Origin of the sequence: Streptomyces sp. NBC_00525 (genome assembly GCF_036346595.1) — a bacterium.
GTDB lineage: Bacteria > Actinomycetota > Actinomycetes > Streptomycetales > Streptomycetaceae > Streptomyces.
In genome coordinates, this window is sequence record NZ_CP107834.1 from 4,239,969 (window position 1) to 4,258,785 (window position 18,817).

Here is an 18,817-nt window from a genome sequence, read left to right on the forward strand (position 1 = left end):
GCCTCAGCTCCCGAAGAGTTCACGGACGGCGTGACCGAGGACGGGGTACAGCGCCCCCAGCATCAGCACGATCCAGATGCCCAGCACGGTCCAGAGCATCTGCTTCTGGACGCGCGGGCCCTTGGCCCAGAAGTCCACGGCGATGATGCGCAGGCCGTTCAGCGCGTGGAAGAGAATCGCGGCCACCAGGCCGTATTCGAGGAGCGCGACGATGGGCGTCTTGTACGTGGCCACGACGTCGTCGTAGGCCTCGGGGGAGACGCGGACGAGGGCGGTGTCCAGGACATGCACGAACAGGAAGAAGAAGATGAGGACACCGGTGACTCGATGAGCCACCCAGGACCACATGCCTTCCCGGCCGCGGTACAGCGTTCCAGCCGGCACGGAAAAACCCTCCGGGAGCGGGGATCGGGGTCGGCCGGCTTGACTGTCGGTCTGACCCGGCCGGGTACGGTCCACCGGCCCCGGCCATCGTAGCGACGCTTTGTCGGTTCGATCGCGCGGGGCCCTCCGGTGTGATCAAAGTGGCAACGAAACAGGCACGGACGGGCTATGGACAGACCGCCGCGACCCCGTCGACCCGCTGTACGCCGGGGTTTCCGGGGTGGGCGCCCGGACGGCAACCCGTTATCGACTCGATACCAAAGCGATCAGCCGACCCCGGGCGAGTCGCCGCATCTCGTCCGCCGCGACCGCCCGTTCCCGGTCCTCCTCGTGCCCGAGGCGGGCCCGGATACCGGCCAGCACCTGGTCCGGATGCTCCTCGGGGGCGTAGTCGTCCAGGCAGATCACGAAGACGTGGCCGAACTTGCGTTCGTACTCCGCATGGGCGGCGGCCAGCGCCAGATGGGCGGAGCGCGGCGCGTCCGCCCGCAGCCCCGGCGACACCTCGGCGGCCAGCGCCGCGGCGTACCCGGCGGGGGAGAGGTCGTAGGCCGCCTCGTCGGCCGCCGCGAGCAGCGACTCCAGATCGGGGTAGGGGCGGTGTGCGGCCAGCCGGCGCGCCCAGACCCGGCTGCCGAAGCACTCCAGCAGAACGGCCTCGGCCTGCCGGACGGGCGCGGTGTTGAAACGGAGCAGCCCCCGGCCGGACGCGGCGGAGGCGCGCTTCTGCACGGGCACGGCGGTGCGCCGGGCGGGCCGGGGCGGCTGCTCGGGAAGGCCGGCGTGGGACTCGCTGGACCTGGACAGCGTGGGCTCCTGGGATCAACGGCATCTGTGAACCTGGACGGGGGAGGAATACGGGGGGAGGGGAGAGAGGGGGAGAGGGGGGTGGGGAACCAGGCGGATGCGTGGGGCGAAAGGAGTGACGAATGGGGCTCAACGCTAGCGAGGCGGGGAAACGGCCGGGCGACGAATGCGCGAATTTCACCCGGACGGGAGAGTTTCGTGATGCCTGATGGGCGAACTTCCGACAAAAATGCCCGACTATCGCCCCACATCCGCCCTGTTTCTCTTGACTTCTGACCTGTTTCCCCCTGAATCCGGAGGTTTCTGACCGATGTCGCCCTCACGCGGTGCCCTCGCGGCCGGCGCGGCCCTCACGGCGGCGGCCGCGGTCACCGTCACCGTGCTCGTCTGGCCCGAGGGCTCCGGCGGGCGGGGGGCGTCCGACGCCTCGCGCCCGCCCGCCACGTCCTCCCTGGCCCCCTCCCCCTCCCCGACTCCGTCGCCGACCCGGAGCCACCCGCTCTCGAAGGCGCCCCGCACCATTCCCGCCGTACGGGAGCACACCGCCGCCCGCGGCCCCGGCTGGCGGCCCGGAAAGGACAGCGCGGTGGTCGTCGCGGAGGGCAGCGGCAGGCTCGCCGACGAGGGCAGGCTGCTGGCGGGCGAGCTGCGGATCGACTACCGGGGCGAGGTGCCCGCCCGCGCCGGAGACGTCGAGCTGGCCCTGACCCCGCAGGCGTCCGGCGGGCCCGAGTCGTACACCCTGCGCACCGCCGACGGGCGCGTCCGGATCAGCGGACCCGGCGAGGCGGGCGTCTTCTACGGCACCCGCACGCTCAAGCAGTCGGTGCGCGCCGACGGCTCGATGCCGGAGGGCGTGGTGCGCGACCGGCCCGCCAAGCCGCAGCGCGGCCTCAACCTGGACATCGCCCGCAAGCACTACTCCGCGTCCTGGATCGAGGACCGGCTGCGCGAGATGGCCGACCTCAAGCTCAACCAGCTCGGGCTGCACTTCTCCGACGACCAGGCGTTCCGCATCGAGTCCGACACCCACCCCGAGGTGGTCTCGCCCGACCATCTGACCAAGACGCAGGTGCGGCACATGGTGGCGCTCGCCCGCCGGCTGCACATCGAGATCGTCCCGGAGATCGACTCGCCCGGCCACCTCGGCGCGGTGCTGCGCGCCCACCCCGACCTCCAGCTCCACAACGTCTCCGGCGTCGCGTCGACCGGCTCGCTGGACATCTCGAAGCCGGGCGCGGCCAAGCTGATCGACGAGCTGCTGGGCGAGTACACCGAACTGTTCGGCGGCGCGTTCTGGCATCTGGGCGGCGACGAGTACCGCGCGCTGATGGCGAGCGATCCGGCCGCCTCCTATCCGCAGCTCCAGCGCGCGGCCGTCCGGAAGTACGGCGCCGGCTCCGGCATCGCCGACCTCGCCACCGGCTGGCTCAACGACCGGGCCGACGTGGTCCGCGAGCACGACATGCGCCCCAAGGCGTGGAACGACGGACAGTTCCGGGACAGCAGGGTCCGCGCAGACAAGGACATCGAGGTCGAGTACTGGACGGGCAAGGAGTACGGCGCCCGCCCGCCGGAGCAGTACCTCCGCGAGGGCCGCAAGCTCCTGAACCTCAACGACGAGTACCTGTACTACGTGCTCGGCCAGCCCAACGCCTTCGTCTACCCGACCGGCAAGCGCATCTACGAGCAGTGGACCCCTCTCGTTCTGCGCGGCACCACCCCGGTCCCGGCCCGCTACTCCGACCAGATCCTCGGCGGCCGCTTCGCCGTCTGGGGCGACCTGCCGAACGCCCAGACCCCCGCCCAGGTCGCGGCGGGCATCCGGATGCCGCTGCGGGCGACGGCCCAGAAGTTGTGGGTACCGGGAAAGCCGAAGGCGAGCTGGGCGCGGTTCACGGCATTGGCCAAGGAGATCGACGCGGGGTGAGAGCCCCCTGGGGCCGCCGCTGACCATGGACAACGCGGCCTGCCGACCACTACGGTCCGGTGGCCGCGCCGTCCGGGGAGGGGGCGCGCACCGGCGCCGTGCCGATGCCGGCGCCGGATCTCCTACCTCATGGGGGGTTCCTTTTCATGCCCAGTACGCTGCGTTCACCGTTGGGCCTCGGCAAGGCGGTGTGCGTACTGCTCGGTGCGGTGGCCGTCACGGACGTGCTGTCGATCGCCGCCGGTGTCCACAGCCGCATGCTGCTCGCGGACGGACTGGACGACGGTTTCCTCGCGGTCGACGAGCAGGCGTGGACGCTCGCCGACAACATGTACGGCTCCGCCGGCGCCCTCCAGGGCATCGCCGTGCTGGCGACGGGCATCGTCTTCCTCGTGTGGCTGCGCCGGGCCCGGCACAACGCCGAGGTGTTCGACCCGTACTGCCACACGTTGCGGCCCGGCTGGGCGATCGGGGCGTGGTTCGTGCCCATCGCCAACCTCTGGCTGCCGTACCGGGTGGCGACCGGCGTCTGGACCGCGAGCGTTCCGCCCGACACCCTCGTGAGCCGGGCCACCGCCCCGCGCGGGGTGCTGAACGCCTGGTGGGCGGCGCTGGTCGCGACGCAGATCCTCGGCAGGGTCGCCGGCGGCTACTACGACCGCGCGGAGGGCGGGGACGAGATCATCCGCGGGCTCGACCTGGTCATGGCCGCGAACGCGCTGGACATCGGCGCGGCCGTCGTGGCGATCCTGTTCGTCCGCAGGCTGACGGCGATGCAGGACCTGCGCGCGTGGGCCGGCGGATTCCCCGCCCAGGAGACTCCGCCGCGCGCGCGGTGGGGGCACGCGCACTGAGGCCACGCGCACCCCGGCGACGTTAATCAGCCAGTGGCAGTGACGCTTTTCGGCCAGTTGGCGCTGAATGGATAACAGGAAGCGCTGCGCCCTCCTGTGCCCCGGCATGGGTACGGGAGGGCCGACAGGAGATGTCGATGAGCCTGCTCGAACTGATCGCCGCGGCCGACGAGCGGGGGCTCGCCGCCAGTGCGGCCGCCTGCCTCGAACGCTGTCTGCCCCAGCCCGCGCCGGGCGCCGACCCCGACCCGCTGCGCCCGTTGTGGGCCGGATGCGCCGATCCGCGGCTCTGGCCCGACCGGCTCGCCGAGGCCCGCACCGCCCTGGACACCCCCGCGGACCCCGGCGAGGCCGTGCGGCGCGTCCGGGAGCTGCTCGCCGCCGCCCCCGCCGACCGGGCCGGTGAGGCGCTGCGGGCATGGGCCGACGCCTGTTCGGTGCTGGCGCTGGAGGTCCACCTCGGCCACGACGCGGCCGCCCCCGCCGCGACGGACCCGGTGGCCCGCTGCCGGGCGGGCGACCCCTCGGGGGCCGGACCGCTGCTGGCCGGCGAGGCGGCCCGGCAGGTCCTGATCCTGGAGATGCTGGCCGGAATCGACGAGACGGCCCCGGCGGGCGCCGGGCTGCGCCAGGTGATCGACGTCTCGGCGGAGGGCCAGCGGGTGCTCCGCGCGGCGGCCGCCCGCCGGGCCCGCGTACGCGGCTGAGCCGGAGCCCCGACCACCCGAGAGCGGCGCGCGGCTCACGGGCCGCGAGTGACGAGGACGACCGGGGCCGCCACCCCCCACAGGAGAGGCCCCGGTCGTCTTCCGCGGGGCCGCAGGACGACCCCGTATTCATCTCAGCGCCGTGGGTGCGTTTTCTGTCACACCGTCGTCGGCAGACTGAATGTTGCAGGTTGTACAAGTCATGGACGCGGTGCACGCCGAGGACGTAGCGTGCTGAATCGCGCAGGGTGGCGCGGGCAGTGGTGACCAGCTGCGATTCAGACAGCAGGGCAGGGTTGAGGTAGTTGCTGGGGGACGACGCGGGGCTTACTGCCGCGGTGCTCGCGGCACAGCACGGGGACGAGGACGCCTTCCGTACTGTGTACCGCGCTGTGCAGCCGCGGCTGCTGGGCTACATAAGAACGCTGGTGGGGGAGCCGGACGCCGAGGACGTGGCGTCCGAGTCGTGGCTGCAGATAGCCCGCGACCTCGACCGGTTCAGCGGGGACGCCGACCGATTCCGGGGCTGGGCGGCGCGGATAGCCCGCAACCGCGCCCTGGACCATCTGAGGATGCGCGGCAGACGGCCCGCCATCGGCGGCGACGAGACGGAGCTGTCCGACAAGCCGGCCGTCTCCGACACCGCCGACGAGGCGATCGAGGCCCTGGCGACCGGCCGCACCATGTCGCTCATCGCCCAGCTGCCGCAGGACCAGGCCGAGGCCGTCGTGCTCCGCGTGGTCGTCGGGCTCGACGCGAAGAGCGCCGCCCAGACGCTCGGCAAACGGCCCGGCGCGGTCCGCACCGCCGCCCACCGGGGACTGAAACGGCTCGCCGAACTGCTGCGCGCCGACAGCGGGGGCGACCGCCCGGACGGCACCGAGGGGCTGCCCGTCCCCGGCCCGGCCCCGGACGGCGGCCCGCGCGACGGGGTGCGGATACCCGAGGGCGGCGGCCCGCCCGAGGAGGCGCGGGCCTCGCGCACCGCGGCGGAGGACGACCCTCCGCGCAGTGCCGCACCCCGCCGCCCGGCCGGCCCCGAGGCGCCGTCGGCCTCCTTCCGGAAGCGCGCGACGGACGCCTCCGGCCGCGCCGGAGGACTCGGCGCCGTCCCCGTGCAACGCCCCCCGCGCACCGGCCTGGTGGCTCCCGCCGGTGTGACGCATTCGCGTCTGTGGACGCAGAAGGACATGTGATGGCCGACGAGCAGTACGCATGGCTTGACAAGGAAGCGGCGGAGAAATTGCTCCGCGGCGACCCGGTCGTCCCTGCCGAAGGCCGTCCCCGTCAGGACGCCGAACGCCTGGCCGCCGCCCTCGACGCGGTGTCCCGCGCCGCCCTTCCCGCCGCCGGAGAACTCCACGGCGAGGCCGCCGCGCTGGCCGCCTTCCGCGCCGCGCCCCGCCGCCCCCGCCCGGCCGCCACGCACCCGGCCGCCGCCCACGCGGCCGACGGCGACGACTCCGGCACCGCCGTGCTCGCCCCCGTCCACCTGGGCCGCACCCCCGCCACCGGGACCGCGAGGCCGCGCGGCCACCGCCCGTACCGCTGGAGCCGGCCCCTGCGCTTCGGCCTCGCCGCATCGCTGGCCTGCTGCGCCATAGGAGGCGTGGCCGTCGCCGCCGGGTCCGGCGTGCTGCCGGTGCCCTTCGGCCGGCACGACCCGTCCCCCGCCACCTCGGTCTCGGCCGCCGCCTCCCCGGAGGAACTCGGCTCCGGCGCCGTCGCCGGCGGGCGGACCATCGCCCCCACCCCGCCCGGAACCCCGACCCCGGACGCCCCGACCCCCGGCAGCAGCCCCGGCGACGACACCGCAGGCCCCGACGACGACACCCCTCGGGGCGGGCACGACGGCGAGGACGGCCCGCAGGACACCGGCAGCACGGGCGACGGAGACGGCGGCGGCCCCTCCGGCGGCGACGGCCGGGACTCCGGCGCCGACACCGCCGACGACCACCCCGGCAAGGACTCCGCGGACCCGGGCCGGGGCAACGGCAGGTCCGGCTCCAACGGCGGCGCGACCGGCTGGTACGCCAGGACGGTCGCCGCCTGCCGCGACTACCGCGCCGGCCGCATCGACGACGAGCGCCGCGACCGCCTCGAAGCCCTGGCCAAGGGCGCCCGCAACCTGGACCGGTTCTGCGACCGGATGCTCGGCGACCAGGACGGGCAGGGCGCCCGCGAGAACGGCGGCCCGCCCGGCCGGGAGAACGCCGACCAGGACGACGAAGCCTCGGCCCCGCTGCCCTCGATCCGGTTCACCGAATCGCCCGGCCCCTCCACCGCGGCGATCGCCCCGGACCCGGTGCGGACCGGCGAAGGAGCCTCCTCCGAAACACCCCGGCCCACCGCCGCGGCGGCCGCCCGCTGACCATGCCTACCGGTCGGTGTGACGTTTTCCGGCCGGTTGACGCTGTACGGAATGAGCCGACTGGTCATCGGCAGCGCCGGAGCCGGGGTTCCCCCCGTACCTGCGGCTCGGCGCACATGGCGCGGGCGGGACACGTTCCCCCGGTCCCGTCCGCGCCCCAATCCTCCGCGAGTGCCCCGGACCCGCTCGCGCCTACTTGTAGACGACGACCTTGTCGCCCGTACGGACCTGGGCGAAGAGGGCCGCGATCTTCTTCTCGTCGCGTACGTTCACACAGCCGTGCGAGGCCCCGTTGTAGCCGCGGGCCGCGAAGTCCGACGAGTAGTGCACGGCCTGGCCGCCGCTGAAGAACATCGCGTACGGCATGGGCGTGTGGTAGATCGACGACACATGGTGGCGCGACTTCCAGAACACCGAGAACGTCCCCTCGCGGGTCGGCGTGTACTGCGAGCCGAACCGCACGTCCATGGACGAGACGACCTTGCCGTCGATCATCCAGGACAGCGTCCGGCTGTTCTTGCTGATGCACAGCACCCGCCCCGTCATGCACCGCTTGTCCGGCTTCGCCACCGGGCGAGTGGTCGGCGGCTTCAGCTCGGCGGCGGTCGGCCGGCGCGTCATCCCGAGCAGCTTTTGCCAGGTGAGGGTGTCCGTGCTGCCGGTCTGCGACAGGCCCCGCTTGGCCTGGAAGGACCGCACCGACGCGGCCGTGACGGAGCCGTAGTAGCCGGTGGGGTTGCGGTCGAAGTGACCTATCTGGCGGAGCCTGGCCTGCAGTTCGCGCACCTGCTCGCCCTGTGACCCGTTCCGCATCAGGACCGTGCCCTGCGGATCGGCGGCCGGGGTGGTGCGGGTCGCGCTCGGCTCCGGGGACGGCTGCACCGACTCGCGCGCCGACTCCTTGGGACGCGCCGTCGCGGACGGGCTCGGGGAGACGTCGCCCGGCGCGGCGTCGTCGCTCGGCCGCGCGGTGGGCGAGCCGCTGCTCGCCGATGCGGAGGGGGCGGCCGACGCGGCCCCGGCCGCCGGCTGCTCCTTGCAGCCCGCGGTCACGGCGGCCAGCGCCACCACGGCCACGGCGATCGTCGCCCGGCCGCCCCGGAGTGCGTAACCGCGCCCTGTCCTGCCCGTGCCTGTCATCCCGACCCCCTGCGTCCTCTGCTCGTGCGGCCTCGGCTTCTGTGCGCGCGTATCTCATGGGACGGGTTCCCGTTCCGCCCGGTTGCCGAATCCCCGCGGTCGAGAGGAAAGCGTGACCTCCGCGCGTTCCGGGGGTCGCGGACGCGTGCGACACTCCGTTCCATGCTGGGTGTCACCGACCTTCCGACCTATCTCGCCGGCCTCGCGCTGATCGTCCTGCTGCCCGGCCCGAACTCGCTCTACGTGCTGTCCGTCGCCGCCCGGCGCGGTATACGGACCGGTTACGCGGCCGCCGCCGGCGTATGGACCGGGGACACCGTCCTGATGACGCTGTCCGCGCTCGGCGCCTCGTCGCTGCTGCGGACGACACCGCTGCTGTTCGCCGTCGTCAAGTACGCGGGCGCCGGCTATCTCACCTGGATGGCCATCGGCATGCTGCGGGCCGCCCTGGCGATGTGGCGCGAACGGCACCGCAGGGTCGCCGAGATCACCGGAGGGACGGACGGCACGGCGGACGGGACGGGCGCGGTGCCGACCGTCGCGGCCATGGAACGGCCGTACCGGCGGGCGCTGGTCGTCAGCCTGGTCAACCCGAAGGCGATCCTGTTCCTGATCTCGTTCTTCGTACAGTTCGTGGACCCCGGATACGCCTACCCGGCGCTGTCCTTCCTGCTCCTGGGCACCCTGCTCCAGATCGCCAGCTTCCTCTACCTCTCGGTGCTGATCTTCGGCGGCACCCGGCTCTCCGCCGCGTTCCGCCGGCGCAGGCGGCTCTCGGCGGGCGCCACCTCGGCGGCCGGAGTGCTGTTCCTCGGCTTCGCCGCGAAGCTGTCGCTCAGCAGCGTCTGACCGCCGGGGCCGGGTCACCCCGCCCGCAGATACGCCGAGGTGGAGACCCGCCCCAGCAGCCGCAGCCGGGACGCGTCGCCCGCCAGATGCGCGTCCAGCGCCTCCTGGACACCCGGCCACGCCGCGTCCCCGTAGTCGTCGAGCACCACCACACCGCCCGGAGCCGCGATCTCCTCGACCCACTCCAGATCGGCGGCCACCCCGGGCCCGGAGTGGTCGCCGTCCACCACGATCACCCCGTACGACCGGTCCCCGGCCTCGGCCCGGACCTCCGGCGCGCTGGAGAAGCCCCGGACGATCCGGGGGTGGTGCGTTGTGCCGCCGCCCGTCAGCGCCAGGTTGGCGCGCACCACGTCCTCCCGCACCGGAGTGCCCGTCGGGTCGGCGGGCTGCGCGGTGCCCGGCTGGAGCTGCGAACCGGCCAGCGGGTCCACGATCGTCAGCTCCGGCTCGATGCCCGCCCGGTGCGTCATCCGGGTCAGCGCCGCGGCGAACAGCCCGTACAGCGTGCCGATCTCCAGGATGCGGCCGTTCGGCGGGGCCAGCAGCGGCACGGTCGCCAGCTTGCCGCACACATTGGACGTGGAACCGGCCAGCCGCCCCACGCCGAGCGCCTCCAGCGCCACCACCGTCCGGTAGGCGGCCACCACGCTCCGGCGCGCCGCCGCCCCGTCCCCGGCCAGCGCCGCCACCTGGCCGACCAGCCGGTCCAGCTCGGCGGGCGGCGGCATGCGGTGCGCGCCGCGCCCGGTGTTGTCCAGCAGCAGTTCCACGGCGTACCGGGCACGCCGCTCGTCCTCGTACTCCCGTCGCAGCGCGGCCAGTTCCCCGCGCAGGGGCGCGGCGGCGCGCTCCACGCCCGACTGGATGCGGCGGTCGACGAGGGCGGCGGCGGGGCGCAGGGCCCGCTTCGCCAAGCGGTTGTTCAGCAGGGAGGCCATGGCTGGGAACGTACGCGTGAGCCCGGTCCCGCTCCCACCACGCGGAGATGAAGTCTCGGTGTCGCCCGGACCACACGCGGAATCCGTGCGCCACGGCGCGGTTACGGTGCGGGCCGGCCGGGAAGGGCCCCGGTCACCCGGCCGGGAAGCACCCCGGTCACCCGGCCCTGCCCCGCCGCCGGCGTCCCAACCCTCCCAACCCTCCCCACCGTCCCGCCGCTCCCACCGCGAGCAGCCCCGCCAGCGCCACCGCCCCCGCGAGCGAGCCCGCCTTCAGGCCGGGCGGGCGGTACGAGCAGTCCAGCACCGGCCGGTCGCCGCTCACCGGCACCGCGACCAGGCCCAGGTACGAGTCGGCCGGGCGGCCTCCGCAGCTCCAGCCGGCGATCCGGGGCGCGGAGAGCACCGCCAGGCCCCGCGTGTGCGGCGGGAGTTCGGCCCGTACCCCGCTCCCCGTGACCGAAACCGTCGTCGCCCCCGTCCGTTTCAGGCCGGCCACCGCGGCGGCCAGCCGGTGCCGGTCCAGGCAGCCGACCGCGTCGTGCGGGACCGCCCCCGCCCTGACCACCCGCAGCGTCACGGACAGGCTGCCGCCCCCCTCTCCCAGGCTCCGCATCCCCGCCCGGCGCCCCGGCATCCCGCCCCGGAAGTCCACCTCGTCGGCGGCCGTGCCCAGGCGGGCGTGGGCGAACAGGTCCGGCGCCCACAGGAACACCTCGCTGCCCGCCGGGCAGACCGCGCCCAGGGTGTACCCGCCGGGCCCCACCGCGTAGTCGTACGCGCCCCGGTCGCGCGCGGCGCCGCCGCCCACCCGGCGCAGCGTGGTCGCCGGGACGGTGTACACGGACGCGCCGAGCAGCTGCTCCTGGTTCCGGAACGGCGAACGCCCGTACCGCTTCTCCCCGGCACCGGCCGGCCGTACCGTCACCAGCGGCGGCGCGTCCTCGCGGACCACCGTGACCGGGCGGTCGTCGGGCAGGTTCCAGCCCTGGTGCGGGTCGCGCGGCATGCGGACGCGGGCGCCCACGGCGAACACCGCGTCGGTCACCGGATTGTCCAGGCTGTGCAGGGCCCGCCCGTTCGACGTCCAGCCGGCGCCCAGCGCGCGGAAGGTGCGGGTGAGCACGTCCGGGGTGTGACTGCTGTAGTACGCGCCGCCCTGGCCGCCGGTCAGGAGCGGATCGTTGGCGGTGCTCTGCTCCAGGCCGGGATCGGTCCGGTAGCGCGGCCAGCCGTCCGCGCGGGCCACCGCCGCCGACTGGAGCCGCTGGCGCTCGCCCCAGGGCGCGTAGTCGTCCAGCCGGTTGAGCCGCTGCCGGTCCGCGTACGCGGTGGTCGCCGCGGCCTGCCCGGCCTGCGCCCCGATCAGCAGCAGCGCCGCCAGCACCGCGAACCGGCCGCGCCGGGCGAGCACCAGCGCCCCGGCCGTGCCCGCCAGGCCCGCCGCGAGCAGCGGATACGTCCATACGGTGACCAGCTCGCTGGCGGCGGCCCCGGCGGCGACCGGCACGAGCACCGCGATCCCGCCCAGCAGGGCCCGCCGGCCCGGCCAGCCGGAGGCGACCGCCAGCCAGGCGGCGATCACCAGCAGCCCGGACAGCACGAACGTCTGGCGGTACGGGCTGCCGTTGGGCGTCGCGAAGGCATGCCACAGCAGATGCGTCGGCCCCCACTGGAACGACAGCGCGACGCCCGCCACGAGCCCCGCCCACACCAGCCGCTCGGTCCGCCGCACCCCCCGGTGGAAGACCAGGGCCGCCGCCAGGAGCAGCGCCCCGGTGCCCAGGAACACCGCCGGGGTGAAGAAGCCGTACGTGGCCGGCAGCAGCCGGGCCGCCACGTCGGACCAGTCGGCCGGGGCGAACGTCCGCGTCCAGCCCGGATAGGCGTGCCGCGTCCCCAGGTACACCGGCACCAGGACCGGCGCGGCGAGCCCGACCCCGAGCAGCACCGTGCGCACCGCGCGCCCCAGCCCCCGTATCCGCTCCCGGCCCGTCGTGTCGTCGAGCAGCAGCCGTACCGCGAGCACCAGCGCGGCGCCCAGCGTGGCCATGTACGCGGTGTAGAAGTTCGACACCCAGGCGAGCGTCACCAGCAGCGTGCCCAGGACGGGCCGCCGCCCCGTGCGCGCCCACTCGGCGGCCAGGCACAGCAGCGGGAGGGCGATCAGCCCGTCCAGCCACATCGGGTTGTAGACGGCCTCGATCACCGACCAGCCGCACAGCGCGTACGAAGCCCCCAGCACCGCCGCCGCCCACTCCCGCCCGCGCCCCCGGCGCAGCGCGGTCAGCAGCCAGGTCATCGCGGCCGCCGCCGCGCCCGTCTTGGCCAGGGTGACCGCGTAGACCGCCAGGTCGATCCGGTCGTGCGGGAAGACGCCGACGAGCAGGGCGAACGGGCTGCTCAGATACGTGCCGAAGTCCGGCAGGAAGCCCGTGCCGTAGCCGGACTGCCAGTTCAGCAGCAGCCCGCCGTCCGCCCGGCCGTGCAGCAGGTCCTGGAGCCGGGCGTGGAACGGCACGAACTGGTTGCCCAGGTCGTTGACGCTGCGGGTGTGCGGGCCGAAGGGGTAGCTGCGGGCGACCGCGTCCCCGGCGCAGAGGGTGAGGGCGGCGAGCAGGGCGGCCAGGGCGGACGCCAGGGTGCGCGGCGAGCCGGGTATCGGAGGTTTTCCCATGGTGTCGGGCCCGGCGGTCAGCCGGCCGCCGCCCGCTTCAGGACACGGGCCCGGCGCGCGAGTCGGCGGACGGTCGCGTTGCGCGGGATGAACGTGAGCTGCGCCGGAATGGCTCCGGGCAGCCCGAGCGCGGTCAGCCTGCGCCGCTTGAAGTAGCGCCGTACGGCGGCCTGGTGGCCGTTCAGGTAGCGCTCGGCGGCAGGGCGCATGGCGGCCTGGAGCTGCGGCTGCATCGCGTAGCCGACCGCCCCGACGAGCCCGGCGACCCCGCGCCCGATCTCGTCGGCCGGGGGCATCGACCAGCCGGTCACCGCGGCCGGGTCCGTCAGATCGGGCAGCAGCGCGTCCACGATGGTCACCGGGACGCGGTTGCTGTTCTGGTACGGGCTGAGCTGTTGCAGCAGCGGCCCGGTGCCCAGGCGGGCGACCGGCAGTCCGTAGAAGGAGGCGGCGGTCAGCAGCGCGGTGGAGAAGCAGCCGACGACGAGCGCCGGGCGCATCGACTCGAACAGCGTCTCGGCCAGGACCGGGCTGTCGGCCACGGTGAGCGTCGCGCCGAGCCGTTCCGCCTCCTCCTCCAGGGCGCGCGTCCAGTGGGCGGGCGCGCTGGGATGCGGCTTGAAGACGATACGGGTGTGGCCGAGGGCGACCACGCCGCGCACCATGTCCGCGTGCAGCTCCTCCTCCTGGCCGGGCGTCAGGATGCCCAGCGTGGACAGGTACTGCCCGAGCAGCAGCGCGGGGCCCGGCCCTTCCTCGGGCGCGACCGGCACCGGGGCGGCCACCGGATCGGCCAGTTCGCCCAGCACCTTCAGGAACACGTCGGTGGGGACGATCTCCGGCTCCACCCCGAACTCCGTGAGCAGCAGCGGCTTCAGACCGGGCACCAGGTCCAGGTGGAGCAGCCGGCGGATGCGGGTGCCGACGAGCTGATCGAGCCGGCTGCGGGTCGGCCCGTAGCTCATCAGCCCGTCCGCGTACACATGGAGCGGGCTGTCCCCGAACACGGTCGCCAGGGCCTGCGCCGGGTTGGCCTGGATGGACTCGCAGGCCAGCTCCACGGGCGCGTCCCCGAGGTCCCACGCGCTGCGCACCGCCCGCTCCCACAGCGGGGCGTCCTGCTCGCGCGGCGACCAGCCGGCCGGGTGGAACGGGCTGATGAAGTCGTTCCACGAGCACACCCGGTCGAACTCCGCCGCCAAGGCGTCGAAACCGGGCCTGCGGTGCAGCGGGGTGCCCAGCTCCGGAGCGGGCGAGGTGTCGCTGACGACGAGGATGCGCCGGTGCTCGGAGCGCGGCCCGAACATGCCGCTGCGCAGGGCCGCGACGAGCGTGGCGGCGGCGTACTGCGTGCACGCCGAGAAGATCTGGGTGGTGGACCGGCCGGCCGGCGCGGTGTATGTGCTGCCGGGCATCAGGCCGCGACCTCCCGCGAGACGGGACGGCGGCGCACCCGGCGCAGCCGGTCCGCACGGCGCTCGCCCAGCGAATTCAGCGTTTCCGCGAGAATGTCCTGGGGCATGCGCCGCAGGGAAGCCGCACTCATCGAGCGCAATTTCCTTGCCACTGCTGGTTCGAACCTTTCAATGGATTCCAAATGGTGCGCCATCACCGCGCAATACGTACGCACCGCCTTCGGCATCAGCTTCTCCGCCTCCGGGTCCGCGGCCGTTTCGGCCAGCACCCGGTCGAACGCCCGGATGAAATCGAGCTGGCGCACGTCCCCGATCTGGGTCAGCGAGGAGGCGACCCCGCGCCGGTAGAAGACACCCGGCAGTCCGACCGCCGCGAACGAATCGGCCTCCCGGTGCAGCCGCCAGATCCACGGCCGGTCCTCCGCCGTGCGCAGCCCGTCCACGAACCGCAGCAGCCCCGAGTCCGCGAGCCTGCGGTGATAGGCGCCGGCCCAGGCGTACGCGTAGTCCACCGGCGTCGAGCGGTCGGCCGGCAGGATCGCCTCGCGCGGGCTGACCACGGTGTTCCGCAGCCCGAACGGGACGCGGTGGACCGTGCGCGCCTGGTCGGTGAACTGCACATGGTCCGTACGGACGAAGTCGCAGCCCAGCGCCGTGATCGAGGCCAGCAGCCGCTCGTAGTGACCGGGCACGACCCAGTCGTCGCCGTCCAGGAACGTCAGATACTCGCCGCGCGCCGCGTCGATACCCGTGTTGCGCGCGGTGGCCAGACCGCCGTTCCGCTCGTGCGCGACGAGCACGGCACCCGGCAGCTCGCGCTCGGCGCGCCGCAGGATGTCCAGCGTCCCGTCGGACGAACAGTCGTCGACGAGGATGAATTCGACCCCCTCGCGGGCATTGGCCCGCAGACTTCTCAGAGTGTCGGGGGCGTAGGCCCGAACGTTGTAGAACGGCACGATGACGGAGAGCTTGACCACGCCGTACACGCTAGGCGCCGGTCCGGCATTTACCCTGGCGCCGATGGGTACGCCAGGTGAACGAAGAATGTCGGGACAATGAACCGGCCCGCTCAACCGCCCGGGAAGACCCATTTCGGCAGCTGATTCGCCAGGTGTCGGCGGGCTGTTAACCCGCTGTTGCCGTCACGTTGGGCCGCGAATCGGGATGCCTTCCTAAATTCGGAGACGTGCCACGACGTACCGAAAAGACGACCGCTCTCAGAGCAGCCGTGATCGCCGACTCCGACACCCGGTGGAAATGGGGCGCGCTCACCGCGCGCCGCCTCACCGCCCCCGTGTCCGGGACACCCGCCCAGCGGGTCGAGATCAGCGGACTGCTGCTGCGCGGCCGCGCGACGCCGACCCCCCGCCAGCTCGCCGAGGTCGGCGACGTGGGGATCTCCGGCGACCGGGTGCGCGAGGTCACCGCCACCGAATTCCTGCGGGACGTACGGGACGAGGGATACGACGTCGTCGTCCTCGCCCTCGTCGGCGGCGCCGTCCAGGCCATGCTGCACGGCATCGCCGCACTCCGGCTGCCCGCCCGGCCCGTCCTCGTCACCGGCTACGTCGGCGTCGTCTACGAGAAGCTCACCGACGGGCTCCTGCTCCGGCACGGCGCCGACGTCGTCCTCGCCAACTCCCGCCACGACGCGCAGCGCTTCCGCGCCGTGTACGAGGGCGTCGGCGCCGACGCGTCGGCCGTCACCGAGGCCGCGCTCCCGTTCCTCGGCGGCGACCCCTACCGCCCCGAACCCGGCCGCGACACCCTGGTGTTCGCCGCCCAGCCCTCCGTGCCCGAGAACCGCGCCGACCGCACCTACCTGCTGCGCAGGCTCGTCGAGCACGCCCGGCTGCACCCCGGCCGCGAAGTCCTCCTCAAACTGCGCTCCAAGCCCGGCGAACACACCACGCACATCGAGGAACACCCCTACCAGCGGCTCGCCGAACGGCTGCCCGGCGGCCTCCCGCCCAACTTCCGCCTGGTGTACGGGCACATGGGCGAGGTCCTGGACCGCACCGACCTGCTGGTCACCGTCTCCTCCACCGCTGCCCTGGAGTCCCTGCACCGCCGCATCCCCACCGCAGTCCTCACCGACCTAGGGGTCCGCGAGGCGCTCGGCAACCACCATTTCACCGGGTCCGGCCTGCTCACCTCCTTCGACCACCTGGACGCCGGCGCCCGACCCCGCCCCGATCCCGGCTGGCTGGCCGGCCAGGGCGTCGCCGCGGACGGCGGCTACGCCACGGCCTACGACACCGCCCGCGCCCGCGTCACCGCACTGCTGGCCCGCGGCCGCCTTCCCGACCCGGCGCCCTACTACACCCCGGCCACCGCCCCCGGCTACCTCCCCGGCATCCTCGCCCGCCACCACCTGGGCCCCGACGGCCACCCGCTGCCCGGCGCCGACGCGCCCCGCGAGGCCGGCCGGGTCAGGACCGCGGTCCGCGAGGCCGTCCGCGACGCGGCGCGGGGCGCGTACCGGCACGGCGTCCAGCGCGTCGCCCCGGTCGTCCGGCGGATGGGCGAGCTGTGAAAACCACCGACACCACACTCACCGGAGCACCGATGAAGCAACCCACCGTGCTCGCCGTCATCCCCGCACGCGGCGGCTCCAAGGGCGTACCGGCCAAGAACCTCGCACCGGTCGGCGGCGTCCCGCTCGTCGCCCGCGCCGTCCGCGCCTGCCTGGCGTCCGGCGAGGTCACCGACGTCGTCGTGACGACCGACGCCCCCGCCGTCGCCGAGGCCGCCCGCACCGCGGCCGAAGCCCTCGGCGAGAGCGCCCGGCTGCACTGCGTCCAGCGCCCCGAGGACATCGCCGGCGACACCGCGACCAGCGAAGCCGCCGTCCTGCACGCCCTCGACGCCTACGAGGCCATGAGCGGCCGCACCGCCGACGTCGTCCTGCTCGTCCAGTGCACCAGCCCCTTCATCGCCCGCGAGGACATCGACGGGGTCGCCGCGGCCGTCGCCCGCGAAGGCGCCGACACCGCCGTCACCGTCGCCCCCTTCCACGGCTTCCTGTGGCGCGACGGCACGGCCCTGGAGGACCACAACTACGGCGTCAACCACGACAAGCGGGTCCGCCCGCGCCGCCAGGACCGCCCCGAGGACCTGCTGGAGACCGGCGCCGCCTACGCCATGGACGCCACCGGATTCCGCACCCACCGCCACCGCTTCTTCGGCCACACCGCGCTGGTGCGCACCGACCCGGCCCGCGTCCTGGAGATCGACGACCCGCACGACCTGGCCCGCGCCCGCGCGCTCGCCCCCCTCGTGGACCGGGCCCCGCTGCCCACCCGCGAGGACATCGACGCCGTCGTCCTCGACTTCGACGGCACCCAGACCGACGACCGGGTCCTCGTGGACTCCGAGGGCCGCGAGACCGTCGCCGTGCACCGGGGCGACGGACTCGGCATCGCCGCCCTGCGCCGGGCCGGCATCCCGCTGCTCATCCTGTCCACCGAGCAGAACCCCGTCGTCGCCGCCCGCGCCCGCAAGCTGCGCGTCCCCGTACTGCACGGCGTGGACCGCAAGGACCTCGCGCTCAAGCAGTGGTGCGACGAGCAGTCCCTGGCGCCCGAACGCGTCATGTACGTCGGCAACGACGTCAACGACCTCCCCTGCTTCGCGCTCGCCGGCTGGCCCGTCGCCGTCGCGAGCGCCCACGACTCGGTCCGCGCGGCGGCCCGCGCCGTGACGACCACCCCCGGCGGCTTCGGCGCCGTCCGCGAGATCGCGGCCTGGCTCCTGGGCCCCACCCTCAACACGACCCCCACCAAGTAAGGAACACCTCATGAGCACCTCCCGCCTGCGCACCCTCGGCAACCGCACCGCCGGACCGGGCAACCCCGTCTACATCACCGGCGAGATCGGCATCAACCACAACGGCGACCTCGACAAGGCCCTCGCCCTCATCGACGTGGCCGCCGAAGCCGGCTGCGACGCCGTCAAGTTCCAGAAGCGCACCCCGGAGATCTGCACCCCCCGCGACCAGTGGGACATCGAGCGCGACACCCCCTGGGGCCGCATGACCTACATCGACTACCGCCACCGCGTCGAGTTCGGCGAGACCGAGTACCTGGCCATCTCCGAGCACTGCGCCGAGCGCGGCATCGACTGGTTCGCCTCCCCGTGGGACACCGAGGCCGTCGCCTTCCTGGAGAAGTTCGACGTCCCCGCCCACAAGGTCGCCTCCGCCTCGCTCACCGACGACGAACTGCTGCGCGCCCTGCGCGCCACCGGCCGCACGGTCATCCTCTCCACCGGCATGTCCACCCCGCGCCAGATCCGGCACGCCGTCGAGGTCCTCGGCTCCGACAACATCCTGCTCTGCCACGCCACCTCGACGTACCCGGCCAAGGCCGAGGAGCTGAACCTGCGGGTCATCCAGACCCTGCAGCAGGAGTACCCCAACGTCCCGATCGGCTACAGCGGCCACGAGACGGGTCTGCAGACCACCCTCGCCGCCGTCGCCCTCGGCGCCGCGTTCGTCGAACGCCACATCACCCTCGACCGCGCCATGTGGGGCTCCGACCAGGCCGCCTCTGTCGAGCCGCAGGGCCTGACCCGCCTGGTCCGCGACATCCGCACCATCGAGGCGTCCCTCGGCGACGGCGTCAAGAAGGTGTACGAGTCGGAGCTCGGCCCGATGAAGAAGCTCCGCCGGGTCACGGGCGTCGTGGCGGAGAGCGACGCGGCGGCCCCGGCCGCCGAGCCGGTCGCGGTCTGACGGGCCG

General features: G+C 74.0%; 16 protein-coding genes. 9 read left to right on the forward strand and 7 right to left on the reverse strand.

Features of this window, described 5'->3' with window-relative positions:
* Positions 1-3 precede the first annotated feature (3 nt).
* On the reverse strand, positions 4-384 hold the full coding sequence (gene sdhC, locus OG710_RS19025; RefSeq protein ID WP_111337721.1) for a succinate dehydrogenase, cytochrome b556 subunit: 381 nt from the start codon (positions 382-384) through the stop codon (positions 4-6).
* A gap of 243 nt (positions 385-627) precedes the next feature.
* Positions 628-1,122 carry a 2-oxo-4-hydroxy-4-carboxy-5-ureidoimidazoline decarboxylase gene (locus tag OG710_RS19030; protein WP_443064272.1) on the reverse strand — a complete coding sequence of 165 codons (495 nt, stop codon included), beginning with the start codon at positions 1,120-1,122 and terminating at the stop codon, positions 628-630.
* Between the two features lie 379 nt (positions 1,123-1,501).
* Here OG710_RS19030 and OG710_RS19035 point away from each other — a divergent pair, with 379 nt between their 5' ends.
* From OG710_RS19035 to OG710_RS19055, 5 genes are all read left to right on the forward strand, one after another.
* On the forward strand, positions 1,502-3,121 hold the full coding sequence (locus OG710_RS19035; protein WP_330240392.1) for a beta-N-acetylhexosaminidase: 1,620 nt from the start codon (positions 1,502-1,504) through the stop codon (positions 3,119-3,121).
* A gap of 146 nt (positions 3,122-3,267) precedes the next feature.
* The gene (locus OG710_RS19040; RefSeq protein WP_330240393.1) at positions 3,268-3,975 is read left to right on the forward strand and encodes a DUF4328 domain-containing protein; all 708 of its coding nucleotides are present in this window, start codon (positions 3,268-3,270) and stop codon (positions 3,973-3,975) included.
* Positions 3,976-4,112: 137 nt separating this feature from the next.
* Entirely contained in the window at positions 4,113-4,682 is a 570-nt protein-coding gene (locus OG710_RS19045) for a hypothetical protein (protein ID WP_330240394.1), read from the forward strand.
* A 305-nt stretch (positions 4,683-4,987) separates the two neighbouring features.
* Complete coding sequence (locus tag OG710_RS19050) at positions 4,988-5,878, forward strand: sigma-70 family RNA polymerase sigma factor (protein ID WP_330240395.1); 891 nt, start codon at positions 4,988-4,990, stop codon at positions 5,876-5,878.
* The gene (locus OG710_RS19055) at positions 5,878-7,053 is read left to right on the forward strand and encodes a hypothetical protein (RefSeq protein WP_330240396.1); all 1,176 of its coding nucleotides are present in this window, start codon (positions 5,878-5,880) and stop codon (positions 7,051-7,053) included. The genes OG710_RS19050 and OG710_RS19055 overlap by 1 nt, the downstream gene beginning before the upstream one ends.
* Before the next feature lie 192 nt (positions 7,054-7,245).
* Here the strand turns inward: OG710_RS19055 and OG710_RS19060 are convergent, their stop codons facing one another.
* Positions 7,246-8,193: a L,D-transpeptidase family protein gene (locus OG710_RS19060; protein WP_330240397.1), complete on the reverse strand. Its 948-nt coding sequence runs from the start codon at positions 8,191-8,193 to the stop codon at positions 7,246-7,248.
* 162 nt (positions 8,194-8,355) lie between these two features.
* Between OG710_RS19060 and leuE the strand changes: the two genes are divergently transcribed.
* Entirely contained in the window at positions 8,356-9,042 is a 687-nt protein-coding gene (gene leuE / locus OG710_RS19065) for a leucine efflux protein LeuE (protein WP_330240398.1), read from the forward strand.
* 14 nt (positions 9,043-9,056) lie between these two features.
* Here the strand turns inward: leuE and OG710_RS19070 are convergent, their stop codons facing one another.
* From OG710_RS19070 to OG710_RS19085, 4 genes are all read right to left on the reverse strand, one after another.
* Complete coding sequence (locus tag OG710_RS19070; protein ID WP_330240399.1) at positions 9,057-9,983, reverse strand: class I SAM-dependent methyltransferase; 927 nt, start codon at positions 9,981-9,983, stop codon at positions 9,057-9,059.
* A gap of 157 nt (positions 9,984-10,140) precedes the next feature.
* On the reverse strand, positions 10,141-12,660 hold the full coding sequence (locus tag OG710_RS19075; RefSeq protein ID WP_330240400.1) for a YfhO family protein: 2,520 nt from the start codon (positions 12,658-12,660) through the stop codon (positions 10,141-10,143).
* Between the two features lie 17 nt (positions 12,661-12,677).
* Positions 12,678-14,075: a polysialyltransferase family glycosyltransferase gene (locus OG710_RS19080; RefSeq protein ID WP_330240401.1), complete on the reverse strand. Its 1,398-nt coding sequence runs from the start codon at positions 14,073-14,075 to the stop codon at positions 12,678-12,680.
* Complete coding sequence (locus OG710_RS19085; protein WP_330240402.1) at positions 14,075-15,052, reverse strand: glycosyltransferase family 2 protein; 978 nt, start codon at positions 15,050-15,052, stop codon at positions 14,075-14,077. The genes OG710_RS19080 and OG710_RS19085 overlap by 1 nt, the downstream gene beginning before the upstream one ends.
* Before the next feature lie 209 nt (positions 15,053-15,261).
* Here OG710_RS19085 and OG710_RS19090 point away from each other — a divergent pair, with 209 nt between their 5' ends.
* Genes OG710_RS19090 through OG710_RS19100 form a run of 3 tightly spaced genes read left to right on the forward strand, consistent with a single transcriptional unit; the run spans position 15,262 to position 18,810 of the window.
* On the forward strand, positions 15,262-16,611 hold the full coding sequence (locus OG710_RS19090) for a DUF6716 putative glycosyltransferase (protein ID WP_330240403.1): 1,350 nt from the start codon (positions 15,262-15,264) through the stop codon (positions 16,609-16,611).
* A gap of 32 nt (positions 16,612-16,643) precedes the next feature.
* Positions 16,644-17,864, forward strand: a complete 1,221-nt coding sequence (locus OG710_RS19095; protein ID WP_330240404.1) for an acylneuraminate cytidylyltransferase — start codon at positions 16,644-16,646, stop codon at positions 17,862-17,864.
* Positions 17,865-17,874: 10 nt separating this feature from the next.
* Entirely contained in the window at positions 17,875-18,810 is a 936-nt protein-coding gene (locus OG710_RS19100) for an N-acetylneuraminate synthase family protein (RefSeq protein WP_111337737.1), read from the forward strand.
* Positions 18,811-18,817 lie beyond the last annotated feature (7 nt).

What these genes read in the sequence shown, in the direction of transcription:
- OG710_RS19045 (WP_330240394.1), top strand. Translation starts at nt 4,113, where the DNA reads ATGAGCCTGCTCGAACTGATCGCCGCGGCCGACGAGCGGGGGCTCGCC.
- OG710_RS19070 (WP_330240399.1), bottom strand. Translation starts at nt 9,983, where the DNA reads ATGGCCTCCCTGCTGAACAACCGCTTGGCGAAGCGGGCCCTGCGCCCC.
- OG710_RS19080 (WP_330240401.1), bottom strand. Translation starts at nt 14,075, where the DNA reads ATGCCCGGCAGCACATACACCGCGCCGGCCGGCCGGTCCACCACCCAG.
- OG710_RS19040 (WP_330240393.1), top strand. Translation starts at nt 3,268, where the DNA reads ATGCCCAGTACGCTGCGTTCACCGTTGGGCCTCGGCAAGGCGGTGTGC.
- OG710_RS19060 (WP_330240397.1), bottom strand. Translation starts at nt 8,193, where the DNA reads ATGACAGGCACGGGCAGGACAGGGCGCGGTTACGCACTCCGGGGCGGC.
- OG710_RS19075 (WP_330240400.1), bottom strand. Translation starts at nt 12,660, where the DNA reads ATGGGAAAACCTCCGATACCCGGCTCGCCGCGCACCCTGGCGTCCGCC.
- OG710_RS19100 (WP_111337737.1), top strand. Translation starts at nt 17,875, where the DNA reads ATGAGCACCTCCCGCCTGCGCACCCTCGGCAACCGCACCGCCGGACCG.
- leuE (WP_330240398.1), top strand. Translation starts at nt 8,356, where the DNA reads ATGCTGGGTGTCACCGACCTTCCGACCTATCTCGCCGGCCTCGCGCTG.
- OG710_RS19055 (WP_330240396.1), top strand. Translation starts at nt 5,878, where the DNA reads ATGGCCGACGAGCAGTACGCATGGCTTGACAAGGAAGCGGCGGAGAAA.
- OG710_RS19035 (WP_330240392.1), top strand. Translation starts at nt 1,502, where the DNA reads ATGTCGCCCTCACGCGGTGCCCTCGCGGCCGGCGCGGCCCTCACGGCG.
- OG710_RS19095 (WP_330240404.1), top strand. Translation starts at nt 16,644, where the DNA reads ATGAAGCAACCCACCGTGCTCGCCGTCATCCCCGCACGCGGCGGCTCC.